This is a genomic window from Cellulomonas pasadenensis (assembly GCF_047229365.1).
Classification (GTDB): domain Bacteria; phylum Actinomycetota; class Actinomycetes; order Actinomycetales; family Cellulomonadaceae; genus Cellulomonas.
This window is the reverse complement of the sequence record NZ_JBFTEP010000120.1, coordinates 1-10,996: the sequence shown is the minus strand read 5'-3', so window position 1 is coordinate 10,996 and position 10,996 is coordinate 1. Positions and strand designations below refer to the sequence as shown.

Below are 10,996 nucleotides of genomic sequence, written 5' to 3'. Positions count from 1 at the left end.
GCGTCGGCGCGTCCGGCGGCCGCGCGGCGGCGGGTCAGCCCGCGTGCGCGGTGCGCTCGCCGGGCGTCGGGTCGACCGGCGCGCGGTCGCCGAGCGTCGACTCGCGCGGCACCACCGAGAACTCCGCGACGACCTGCTGGAACGGCCGGTCGGCGGCCGGCTCGTCGATGCGTGCGAGCAGCAGGTCGACGGCCGTCGTCGCGATCTCCTCGCGGCCCGGGTGCACCGTCGACAGCGTGGGCGACGAGTACGCCGTCTCCTCGATGTCGTCGAAGCCGATGACGGCGACCTCGCCCGGCACGTCGACGCGCCGCGCGTGCAGCGCGTGCAGCGCGCCCAGCGCGAGGGCGTCGTTGAGCCCGAAGACGGCGTCGATGCCGAGGTCCGCGTCGAGCAGGCGCGTCATCGTCTCGGCGCCGGTCGCGCGGTGCCACAGGCCCGCCTCGCCGACGAGGGCGGGGTCGAACGGCACGTCGTTCGCCTCGAGGGCCTCGCGGTACCCCTGCAGGCGCAGGGCCGCGGACCCGACCGTCTCCCCCGCGTGCGCGCCGACGACGGCGATGCGCCGGCGGCCCAGGTCCAGCAGGTGCTGCGTCGCGGCGCGGGCGGCCTCGACGTTGCTCATGGTGACGTGGTCCGCGGGACCGCCGAAGATGCGCTCGCCGAGCAGCACCATCGGGTAGCCGACCGCCGCGAGCTCGCCCACGTCGTCGGGGCCCAGCGCCAGCGGCGAGTAGATGAGGCCGTCGGTGAACTGCCGGCGCTGCCCGGTGAGCACCTCGAGCTCGCGCTCGCGCACCGCGCCGGTCTGCTCGATGAGCACCGTGACGCCCCGCTCCTCGGCCGCGCGGATGACGGAGTCGGCGAGCTCGGCGAAGTACGGGAGGGAGAGCTCCGGCACGGCCAGGCCGATGAGGCCCGTGCGGCCGCGGCGCAGGTTCCGGGCCGAGACGTTGACGTGGTAGCCGAGCTCGGCGATGGCCGTCTCGACCTTCTCGCGCGTCGTCGGGCGGATGTACGGGTAGCCGTTGACGACGTTGGAGACCGTCTTGATGGACACCCCGGCCCGCGCGGCGACGTCGTGCATCGTCACCGTGGCCGTCCGTCGACCGTTCATCGTCCCCGTCCCCGTTCCCGTCCTCGCCGCCGGTGCGCCGGGAGCGACCGTCACCGGACGGCCGTCCCGTCCGGGCCACAGCGTGGCAGAGGCGCGGTGCCGGCGTCGTGCGCGGACGGCCCGTGGTCGTCCGCGCCGGCGTCCGGGTGGTCGTCCGCGTGGTCGTCCGGCGTGCCCGCCCCGGCCGCCGCCACCGGCAGCCACACCCGCATCGCCCCCGGGCCACGGTTGCCCCACGCGTGGTACGGCACCAGGCGCAGCTCGAGCGGTGTGCCGCCGGCGACGTCGGGCGGCAGCGGGACGGTGCCCGACGCCCGCCACGGCGGTGCGTCGGCGGCCGGGCGGTGCACGCCGGCGACCCGGACGCCGACCGGCACGCCCAGCGCGGGCGCCGGCGGGCCGTCGAGCGGCTGCGCACCGGCCACGACGGCGACGTCCTCGAGCACGACGCCGTCGGGCAGGTCGGCCTGCTCGAGCGCCCAGACCACGGGGCCGCGGCGCAGCGCGACGCACCCTCGCACCGCGTCGGCGTGCGGGTGCGGGGTCAGCGCGACCACGGGCATCGGCAGGTCGAGGACGACCGTGCGCACGGGCGCGCCGGGCGACGCCGGCACGGTCACGCGGCCGCCGCGCACGTCGAGCCGCACGGGCGCGCCGTCGACCGTGAGCGTCGCGGCGGCCGGGTCCGCCCACGCGGGCACCCGCAGGACGAGGTCGCGCACGAGCGGCGTGCCGTCGGGGTCCGCCGCCACCTCGACGCGGCCGTCCCACGGGTAGTCGGTGCGCACGCGCAGGACCGTGCCGTCGTCCGGGACCCGCACCTCGCCGGCCGCGTACAGGTGGAGCTGCACGGCGTCGTCGGTGACCGTCGCGACGTACGCGTGCAGCGACGCCGCCAGGCGGGCCAGGTTCGGCGGGCAGCAGGCGCACGCGAACCAGTCGAGGCGGCCGCTCGGGTGCTGCTCGTCGGCGCCGTCGTGGCCCGTGCGCAGCTGGAGCGGGTTCGAGTAGGTGAAGGAGCGGCCGTCGAGACCCACCGCCGCCGGGACCGCGTTGACGAGCGTGCGCTCCATCGCGTCGGCGTACCGGGGCTCGCCCGTGAGCAGCAGCATGCGCCACGCCCAGTGCACGAGCGCGATCGCGGCGCACGTCTCCGCGTACGCACGGTCGGGCGGCAGCTCGTGCGCGTCGCCGAACGACTCGTCCTTGTGCCGCGCGCCGAGCCCGCCCGTGACGTACGTGCGCGTCCCCTCGGCCGACTCCCACAGCCGCACGAGCGCGTCGAGCAGGGCCTGCTCCCCGGTCTCGGCCGCCACGTCGGCGACGCCGGCGAGCAGGTACAGCTGGCGCACCGCGTGGCCGGTCACCTCCGTCGCCTCGCGCACCGGCACGTGGTCCTGGTGGTACGCCGGCGGGAACGGCCCGGACCCGAGCAGGCCGCGCCCGCGCAGGTCGACCTGCCGCCGCGCGAGGTCGAGCCAGCGCCGCTCGCCCGTGAGCCGGTACAGCTCGACGAGCGCCGTCTCGACCTCCGGGTGGCCGTCGTACCCCTCGGCGCCGTCCGGCCCGAGGCGCGTGTCGACGAGGTCGGCGAACCGGGTCGCGACGTCGAGCAGGTCGGTGCGCCCGGTGGTGCGGGCGCGGGCCACGGCGGCCTGCAGCAGGTGCCCGAGCACGTACAGCTCGTGGCTCCAGCGCAGGTGGGTGAGCTCCTCGCCGGGCGCGGTCAGCTGCACGTGCGAGTACAGGTACCCGTCGTCGCGCTGCGCGGCGGCGAGCAGGTCGACGGCCGCGCCGACGAACGCCTCCCACGGCTGGTCGTCCGGGACGCGGCCGGCCTCCCACGCCAGGGCCTCGAGCGTCTTGTGCAGGTCGGAGTCCGCGAAGTTGAACCCGCGGAACTGCCCCTCGGCGCGCCCGGCCGCGACGCGCAGGTTGTCGAGCACGCCCGACGTCTCCAGCCGCTCGAGCACGTGCGGGAGCACCTGCGCGCGGTTGCGGCCCTGCCACGCGCCGAGCATGCCGTCGGGCGACAGGCGCACCGCGTCGAACGGCAGCGGACGCAGCGCGCCGTGGCGGGCGCGGGGCGTGCAGGGGCCGTCGACCGGTGGGGTCGCGGCGACGGGCGGGGACGACGGCGGTGTCATCGGGGCCTCCTTCGACGAGGCCCACAGTACATCGATGTAGAGACGTCTCGGCGGCGTTCCGGAGGCGTTCCGGCCCCGGACGCACGTCGGGCCCGGTCGGAGGACCGGGCCCGGGGTGCGCTGCGCTGCGCGGGTGCGCTCAGCTCACTTCTTGTTGCGGCGCTGGTGACGCGTCTTGCGGAGCAGCTTGCGGTGCTTCTTCTTCGCCATGCGCTTGCGGCGCTTCTTGATGACGGAGCCCATGAATGCCTCACTCGTGTCCGGTCGCGGCCCGTGAGGTCCGCGAAGGTGGTCGGCCGACGCGCGGGGCGATGCGGGGTTCGAGCCGACCGACCGGTCCACGCACGCAGAAGTCCGGGGGCCCACCTTACGGGATGGTGCCGCGCGCCCGCTAACCGGTCCCGCGCGACCGCCGCCGGGCCCGGTCCGCCGTGCTCAGGACGTGCGGCGGTGCTCCCCGGCGTCGCCGAGGTCGACCGTCGTCGACGAGCGCAGGTACGCGTCGAGGGCGTCCTGCGGGACGCGGAACGAACGGCCGACGCGGACGGCGGGCAGCTCGCCCGAGTGCACCAGGCGGTACACCGTCATCCGGGACACGCGCATGAGGTCCGCGACCTCGTTCACGGTGAGGAACCGCACCCGTCCCTGCGGGTCGCGCCCCGGCTCGTCCATCGTCCGACCTCCCGACGGCCGGTCCAGCGCCGGCGGCGTGCCACCCACCGGCGGGGTGCTCGACGATCACAGTAGTGGCGCGTGTGACGGGTGGGGAAGCCGGGACGGCCCGCACGGGCGCGCGGTCACCCGGACGGGTCTGCGGGGGGCACGTCGGCGCCCGCGAGCGGCGCCGGGCCCGCCCGGCGGCGCGGTCCTCAGTCCAGCTCGGGGTCGAGGCCGAGGGACGGGAAGACGGCCGCGCGCGTGGCCCGCACCGCCCGGTCGAGGTCGTCCCCGGGGTCGTAGCCGGCCGACCACGGCCGCGCCTCCGCGACGCCGCCGTCCGTCATCACCGCGACCGCCTCGCGCCCGTAGCGCTGCCGCACCGCGTCCAGCCACTCGGCCGGCACGGGCGTCGCCGGGTCGACGGGCCGGTGCGTCGCGATGCCGATGAGGTGCGCCCACGCACGCGGCACGACGTCCAGCACCGCGTACCCGCCGCCGCCCAGCGCGAGCCAGCGGCCGTCGCTCACCTCGTGCGCGAGGGCGTGCAGGCGCTCCGCCGCCAGCCGCTGCCCGTTCACGCTCACGCGCAGCGACGCGAGCGGGTCCAGCCGGTGCGTGTCGCAGCCGTGCTGCGTGACGAGCACCGCCGGCGCGAACGCCCGCAGCACCGCGGGCACCACCGCGTCGAACGCGCGCAGCCAGCCGGCGTCGCCCGTGCGGGAGGGCAGCGCGACGTTGACGGCCGTGCCGTCCGCGCCCGGGCCGCCCGTCTCCCCCGGGTGGCCGGTGCCGGGGAACAGCGCCGCACCGGTCTCGTGCAGCGACACGGTGAGCACCCGCGGGTCGTCCCAGAAGACGGCCTGGACGCCGTCGCCGTGGTGCGCGTCGACGTCGACGTAGGCCACGCGCGGCACGCCCGCGGCGAGCAGCGCCCGGATCGCGACCGCCGCGTCGTTGTACACGCAGAAGCCCGACGCACCGCCCGGCATGGCGTGGTGCAGCCCGCCGCCGACGTTGACCGCGTGCGGCGCACTGCCCTCCCAGACCGCGAGCGCCGCGTCCACGGAGCCGGCGACGACGCGGGCCGCCGCCTCGTGCATCTGCGGGAACAGCGGGTCGTCGCGCGTCCCGAGCCCGCGGGCCGGGTCGGGGACGCCCCGCTCTGCGGCGGCGTGCACGGCCGCGACGTACGCGGGGTCGTGGACGGTCGTCAGCAGGGCGTCGCTCGCGGGCTCCGCGGCGACCACCTCGACGCCCGGTGCCGCGAGCAGCCCGAGGCCGGCGGCCAGCGCGATCGTCAGGTCGATCCGGTCGGACGTCATGGGGTGGCCGACGCCGAAGTCGTAGCCGAGCATCTCGGTGGACCAGACGACGCGCACGGGCGCGGCCGCAGCACCGTGGGGGGCCGCGTCGGTGGCCGTCGCCGTCATGGGCTCACCGTCCCACCGCCGCGCGGGCCGTGTCGACCGGACCGGCGGGTCCGGCGGTCGGCCGACGCAGCGCACCACTGCGACCGACGCAGCCGACCACCGCGGCCGACGCGCCGCGTCGGCGCCCGGCTGTCGGCGCGCCGTGCCAGCATGGGCCCTTGTCCGGCGCGAGCCGGGGCCGTCGTCCGGGTCCACCGCCGCAGGTCGGGCGCACCGGGGTCGGGGCGGCGGGTCACGGGTCGGGGCACGGCGGGAGGCGGCATGGCGGCAGGACCGGGCCTGCTGTGGCGCGCCCGCGAGTACGTGGACCGTGCGGCACGCCAGGGGCCGGCACGGCTGGCGCTCGCCGTGTTCGCGCTGGTGGTCGTCGTCTTCACGGCGCTGCTGTCGGCGCCGTGGGCGACCGCGCACGGGCAGCGCGCACCTTTCGTCGACGCGTTCTTCACCGCGACGTCCGCGACGACCGTCACGGGTCTCGTCACGGTCCCCACCGGCGAGTACTGGTCCGCCTGGGGGCTGGTCGTCATCCTCGTCGCGATCAAGGTCGGCGGCCTGGGCGTCATGACGCTGGCGTCACTGCTCGGCATGGCGGTGTCGCGGCGCATCGGCCTGACGCAGCGGCTGCTCGTCTCGTCGGAGACGAAGGTCACCCGCCTCGGCGAGGTCGGGTCCCTGGTGCGGACCGTCATCGTGACCTCCACGGTCCTCGAGGTGGCGATCGCGCTCGTCCTCTTCCCGCGGCTGGTGCTGCACGAGGGGAACGCGGGCACGGCCGCCTGGCACGCGGTGTTCTACTCGGTCTCCGCGTTCAACAACGCCGGCTTCGTCCCCACCCCCGAGGGCCTGGAGCCGTTCGTCTCCGACTGGTGGATGCTGCTGCCGATCATCGTCGGCGTCTTCATCGGCTCGCTCGGGTTCCCGGTCATCCTCAACGTGGCCAACCGCCTGCGCGAGCCGCGCCGGTGGAGCCTGCACACCAAGATGACGATCACGATGAGCATCGCGCTGCTGCTCTTCGGGTCGGTCGTCGTCGCGGCCTTCGAGTGGACGAACCCGGACACGTTCCAGCCGCTCGACTGGGCCGGCACCCTGCTGGCGTCGCTGTTCGCCGGGATCATGCCGCGCTCCGGCGGGTTCTCGACCGTCGACGTGGGCGAGATGCACGAGGGCACGTGGCTGCTGCTCGACGCGCTCATGTTCGTCGGCGGCGGGTCCGCGGGCACGGCGGGCGGCATCAAGGTGACGACGCTCGGCGTCATGCTGCTCGCGATCGTCGCGGAGGCGCGCGGCGACCGGGACGTCGAGGCGTTCGGCCGGCGCATCTCCCCCGACACGCTCAAGGTCGCGATCGCCGTCGCGTTCGTCTCCACGACGTTCGTCCTCGTCGCGTCGCTGCTGCTGCTGGCGATGACGGGCCTCACGCTCGACGTCATCCTGTTCGAGGTGATCTCGGCGTTCGCCACGTGCGGGCTGACCACGGGGATCACGCCCGACCTGCCCGACCCGGCGAAGTACGTGCTCGCCGTTCTCATGTTCATCGGCCGGACCGGCACGATCACGCTCGCCGCGGCGCTCGCGCTGCGCAACCGTCGTCGCGTCGTCCGGTACCCGGAAGAGAGGCCGATCATTGGCTGACAGCCTGCGGTCCGGCGGCGGCGAGCCGCGCGACGCCCCCCGGACCCCCCCGAAGGGCTCCGGCATCCTCGTCATCGGCCTCGGCCGGTTCGGCTCGTCCATCGCGGCGACGCTCGACCGGCTCGGGCAGGACGTGCTCGCCGTCGAGCAGAAGCCCGAGCTCGTCGCGCAGTGGGCGGGGCGCGTCCCGCTGGTCGAGGCGGACGCGACGAACCCGGAGGCGCTCGAGCAGCTCGGTGCGCGCGACTTCCCCGTCGCGGTCGTCGGCGTCGGGTCCTACCTCGAGGCGTCGGTGCTCATCACCGGCAACCTCGTGGACATCGGCGTCCCGCAGATCTGGGCGAAGGCGATCTCGAGCGAGCACGCGCGCATCCTGCAGCGCATCGGCGCGCACCACGTCGTGCTGCCCGAGGCCGACGCGGGGGCTCGCGTCGCGCACCTCGTCTCCGGCCGCATGCTCGACTACATCGAGGTCGAGGACGGCTTCACGGTCGTGAAGATGCGCCCGCCGAAGGAGACGCAGGGCTTCACGCTCGCGCAGTCGAAGATCCGCGAGCGCTACGGCGTCACGGTCATCGGCGTGAAGAGCCCCGGCGTGGAATTCCTCTACGCGACGCCGGAGACCCGCATCTCGTCGAACGACCTCATCATCGTCGGCGGGCACGCGGACCTGCTCGAGCGCTTCGCGGCCCGGCCATGAGCACCACGGGCAGGGCGGCGGCGTGGGACGCGCCGGTCCGCGAGCTGCTGCGCGCACGGCCGGGCCTCACCCTCGCCGACGTCGACGCGTCCGCGACCCCCGGCTTCGACGGGCGCAAGGCCGACGCGGTGCCCGCCCTCGCCGGCCTGGGTGCCGCGCTGTCCGAGCTGCAGGAGCGGTTGTTCGCGCACGGGCGCACCGGCGGCGACCGGTCCGTGCTGCTCGTCCTGCAGGGGCTGGACACGGCGGGCAAGGGCGGCATCGTCCGGCACGTGCTCGGCATGGTCGACCCGCAGGGCGTCGCCCTGCGCGCGTTCGGCGTGCCGACGCCGCAGGAGCGCGCGCAGCACTTCCTCACCCGCGTCCGCGCGGCGCTGCCCGCCGCGGGACGCATCGGCGTCTTCGACCGCTCGCACTACGAGGACGTCCTCGTGCCGCGCGTCGAGGGCGGGCTCGACGCGGCGGCGCTCGAGGCCAGGCTCGCGGAGATCACGGCGTTCGAGGCGGAGGTGGTGGCACGCGGCACGACCGTCGTCAAGGTGCTCCTGTGGGTCTCCCCCGGCGAGCAGCACGCCCGCCTGCGCGAGCGCCTCACCCGTCCCGAGAAGCACTGGAAGTACGACCCGCGCGACGTCGACGTGCGGCGGCAGCGCCCCGCCTACGAGGCCGCGTACGCCGACGTGCTCGCCCGCACCTCGACGGACGTCGCACCGTGGTACGTCGTCCCCGCGGACCGCAAGTGGTACGCGCGGCTCGCCGTCAGCGCGCTGCTGCACGACGCGCTGGCGGACCTGCACCTCGGCTGGCCGGAGCCGACGTACGACGTGGCCGCCGAGCTCGCCCGGCTCGACGCGACCGCCTGACACCGTCCCTCAGGCGGTCGGGCCCGTGCCCACGGCGCGCAGCGCGTCACCCGTGAGCCGGTACCCGGTCCACTCGTCCATCGGCACGGCCCCGAGCGCGCGGTAGAACGCGATCGAGGGCGCGTTCCAGTCCAGCACCGCCCAGTCGACGCGCGTCCAGCCGTTGGCCACCGCGACCGCCGCGAGCGAGCGGAGCAGCGCGAGGCCGTAGCCGCGGGCGCGGTGCGCCGGGTCCACGAACAGGTCCTCCAGGTACACGCCGTGCCGGCCCGTCCAGGTGCTGAAGCTGCGGAACCACACGGCGATGCCGACGACGGCACCGTCGACCTCGACGACGTGCGCGAACACCGCCGGCGCGGGGCCGAAGAGCGCGTCCGCCAGGTCCGCCTCGGTCGTCCGGACCGCGTCCGGCTCCCGCTCGTACGCCGCCAGCGCGTGGATGCACGCGAGGATCCCCGCCTCGTCGCCCGGCCGCGCCACGCGCAGCACCCCGCCTCCTGCCAGCCGCTGCTCGTCCACGGGCGGCGACCCTACCCGCGGCGCGGCCCCTCCCCCTGCGCGGGGCCGCGTCGCGGACGACGCGCCCGGGGGCGGGACGGCCGGACCGGCCGCCCCGCCCCCGACGTGGCGCGTCAGGAGGCGTCCGTGGCCCCGCGCTGCGTCGGCAGGACCAGGGTCGACGCCGCGTGGCGACCGCGGCTGCGGGACGCGCGCCCGCGCAGCGCCACGCCCGCCGCCACCAGCAGCAGCGCCGCAGGCAGGAGCCACAGCTCCGCACCGGTCGACGCGAGCGCGGCGGACGAGGAGCCCGTCGGCGTCACGCCGGCCGCGAGGCCCGCGCGCCCGTCGGTGACGGCCGCCGTGCGGACCGCCGTGAGCGTGCCTCCCGCGCCGGCCGGGACGACCGTGCGCGTCGCCACCGGGACGAGCGGGGTCGTCCCGCCCGTGGCGGGGGTCGCCGCGCCGGGCACGGAGACGCCCGGGGTCGTCGTGCCGGGGGTCGTCGTGCCGGGGGTCGTCGTGCCGGGGGTCGTCGTGCCGGGGGTCGTCGTGCCGGGGGCCGTGCCCGGGCTCGTGCCCGGGTCGGTCGTGCCGGGAGCCGTGGGCCCCTCGGCACCCGGGGGCACCGTGCCGTCGCCCGGCGCCACGGTGCCCGCCGGGGTCGCGGTGGCGTCACCGCCGATGCCGACGGCGACGCCCGAGACGTCGACCGGCACGGTCACCGGCAGACCGACGAGCCCGTCGCCGGCCGTGCCCGCGTCGGCGCCCGGAGCGGGCGTCTGGGTCGTCGGCGTGGGCGTCGTCACCGCGGCGTCACCCAGCAGGCCGACCGCCACACCCGACACGTCCACCGGCACCGACACCGGCGCCTCGACCAGCGCACCGTCACCCGCCGGCGAACCACCCGGCGCGGGAGCCGGGGCCGGGGTCGTCGGCGCGGGCGTCGTCACGGCGGCGTCACCCAGCAGGCCGACCGCCACACCCGACACGTCCACCGGCACCATCACCGGCGCCTCGACCAGCGCACCGCCACCCGACGCGCCCTCGCCCTCCCCGTCCGACCCGCCTGCGGTCGGCGACCCCACGGTGCTCCCCTCCAGCACCGTGGCGTCACCGAGCACGCCGAGCGCGACGCCGGAGACGTCGACGGGCACCGACACCGGCGCCTCGACCAGCGCCGGGGCGCCGCCGTCCTGCGGCGCGGGCGTCGCGGGCGCGCCACCGGGCCCCCCGGCCACGGCGGCGTCGCCCAGCAGCCCGACCGCCACGCCCGAGACGTCGACGGGCACGTCCACGGGGACGGAGACGACCGGCGCCGCCTGCGTCGCGCCGGCACCGGCGCCGTCGCCGGACGTCCCGGCCGGCGCGCCCGCGGGCTGCGCCACGGCCGCGTCGCCGAGGACGCCCACGGCGACCCCCGACACGTCGACCGGCACGCTGACGGGCACCGCGACGAGCGGCGCACCGCCGTGGTCGCCGGTGGCACCGAGACCGAGCTCCACCTGGACGGCGGCGCCGGACGTGAGGTCGACGGCGACGTCGACCCCGAGGGCCCCCGGTGCGGGGGCGGCGTGGGCCATGGAGGCCCCGGCGACCACGAGGCCACCGCTCACGAGCGCCGTGTGCAGCGCTCGACGGACGTACGTGTGCATCTCAAGAACTCCTCTGCCAAGGACCGGAGCGCCTTCGGGGCGCGGGGGACGTGGTCGCGCGGGGCGACGACGGTCCGGTCAGGCAGGGGTGTGCGGGATGTCCTGCGCGGGCGCCGCGGGGCACCCGAGGTCGTGCGGCAGGACCGTCGCGACGACCCGCAGCGCGGCGGGGGCGACGGAGGTGAGGAGGGCGGCGTCGACGCCCGTGCGGGGCGCGCCGGCGGCCGAGCCGGAGCCGGTCGCGGCGCCCGCCGGGAGGCCGGGCGCCGGGGCGGCGGGGCCGGGCACGCC

11 protein-coding genes are annotated in these 10,996 nt (G+C 76.8%); 3 read left to right on the top strand and 8 right to left on the bottom strand.

Annotation, left to right across the window (positions count from 1 at the left end):
* Positions 1–34: 34 nt before the first annotated feature.
* The 5 genes from AB6N23_RS14665 to AB6N23_RS14645 form a co-directional block, all read right to left on the bottom strand.
* The gene (locus AB6N23_RS14665) at positions 35–1,087 is read right to left on the bottom strand and encodes a LacI family DNA-binding transcriptional regulator (RefSeq protein WP_412866754.1); all 1,053 of its coding nucleotides are present in this window, start codon (positions 1,085–1,087) and stop codon (positions 35–37) included.
* 80 nt (positions 1,088–1,167) lie between these two features.
* Positions 1,168–3,264, bottom strand: coding sequence for a glycoside hydrolase family 127 protein (locus AB6N23_RS14660; protein WP_412866752.1), 2,097 nt, complete (start codon positions 3,262–3,264; stop codon positions 1,168–1,170).
* 144 nt (positions 3,265–3,408) lie between these two features.
* Positions 3,409–3,507, bottom strand: coding sequence for a 30S ribosomal protein bS22 (locus AB6N23_RS14655; protein WP_003792170.1), 99 nt, complete (start codon positions 3,505–3,507; stop codon positions 3,409–3,411).
* Between the two features lie 192 nt (positions 3,508–3,699).
* Complete coding sequence (locus tag AB6N23_RS14650) at positions 3,700–3,936, bottom strand: helix-turn-helix domain-containing protein (protein WP_378207609.1); 237 nt, start codon at positions 3,934–3,936, stop codon at positions 3,700–3,702.
* 197 nt (positions 3,937–4,133) lie between these two features.
* Positions 4,134–5,354 (bottom strand): acetoin utilization protein AcuC, encoded by a 1,221-nt coding sequence (locus tag AB6N23_RS14645; RefSeq protein WP_412866751.1) that lies wholly within the window; start codon positions 5,352–5,354, stop codon positions 4,134–4,136.
* Positions 5,355–5,615: 261 nt separating this feature from the next.
* Between AB6N23_RS14645 and AB6N23_RS14640 the strand changes: the two genes are divergently transcribed.
* From AB6N23_RS14640 to AB6N23_RS14630, 3 genes are read left to right on the top strand one after another with little or no spacing between them, the layout of a single operon-like run.
* Positions 5,616–6,989 carry a TrkH family potassium uptake protein gene (locus AB6N23_RS14640; protein ID WP_412866750.1) on the top strand — a complete coding sequence of 458 codons (1,374 nt, stop codon included), beginning with the start codon at positions 5,616–5,618 and terminating at the stop codon, positions 6,987–6,989.
* Positions 6,990–6,993: 4 nt separating this feature from the next.
* The gene (locus tag AB6N23_RS14635) at positions 6,994–7,689 is read left to right on the top strand and encodes a potassium channel family protein (protein WP_412866753.1); all 696 of its coding nucleotides are present in this window, start codon (positions 6,994–6,996) and stop codon (positions 7,687–7,689) included.
* On the top strand, positions 7,686–8,552 hold the full coding sequence (locus AB6N23_RS14630) for a PPK2 family polyphosphate kinase (RefSeq protein ID WP_412866749.1): 867 nt from the start codon (positions 7,686–7,688) through the stop codon (positions 8,550–8,552). The genes AB6N23_RS14635 and AB6N23_RS14630 overlap by 4 nt, the downstream gene beginning before the upstream one ends.
* 9 nt (positions 8,553–8,561) lie before the next feature.
* Here the strand turns inward: AB6N23_RS14630 and AB6N23_RS14625 are convergent, their stop codons facing one another.
* The 3 genes from AB6N23_RS14625 to AB6N23_RS14615 all read right to left on the bottom strand — a co-directional run.
* Entirely contained in the window at positions 8,562–9,071 is a 510-nt protein-coding gene (locus AB6N23_RS14625) for a GNAT family N-acetyltransferase (protein WP_412866748.1), read from the bottom strand.
* Positions 9,072–9,184: 113 nt separating this feature from the next.
* On the bottom strand, positions 9,185–10,705 hold the full coding sequence (locus AB6N23_RS14620; protein ID WP_412866747.1) for a hypothetical protein: 1,521 nt from the start codon (positions 10,703–10,705) through the stop codon (positions 9,185–9,187).
* Between the two features lie 78 nt (positions 10,706–10,783).
* The coding region (locus tag AB6N23_RS14615) for a hypothetical protein (RefSeq protein ID WP_412866746.1) at positions 10,784–10,996 on the bottom strand (213 nt) is incomplete at its 5' end.

Bases quoted from the DNA above. Each gene is read 5' to 3' on its own strand.
- AB6N23_RS14665 (WP_412866754.1), bottom strand. From the start codon at position 1,087: ATGCACGACGTCGCCGCGCGGGCCGGGGTGTCCATCAAGACGGTCTCC.
- AB6N23_RS14660 (WP_412866752.1), bottom strand. From the start codon at position 3,264: ATGACACCGCCGTCGTCCCCGCCCGTCGCCGCGACCCCACCGGTCGAC.
- AB6N23_RS14655 (WP_003792170.1), bottom strand. From the start codon at position 3,507: ATGGGCTCCGTCATCAAGAAGCGCCGCAAGCGCATGGCGAAGAAGAAG.
- AB6N23_RS14650 (WP_378207609.1), bottom strand. From the start codon at position 3,936: ATGGACGAGCCGGGGCGCGACCCGCAGGGACGGGTGCGGTTCCTCACC.
- AB6N23_RS14645 (WP_412866751.1), bottom strand. From the start codon at position 5,354: ATGACGGCGACGGCCACCGACGCGGCCCCCCACGGTGCTGCGGCCGCG.
- AB6N23_RS14640 (WP_412866750.1), top strand. From the start codon at position 5,616: ATGGCGGCAGGACCGGGCCTGCTGTGGCGCGCCCGCGAGTACGTGGAC.
- AB6N23_RS14630 (WP_412866749.1), top strand. From the start codon at position 7,686: ATGAGCACCACGGGCAGGGCGGCGGCGTGGGACGCGCCGGTCCGCGAG.
- AB6N23_RS14620 (WP_412866747.1), bottom strand. From the start codon at position 10,705: ATGCACACGTACGTCCGTCGAGCGCTGCACACGGCGCTCGTGAGCGGT.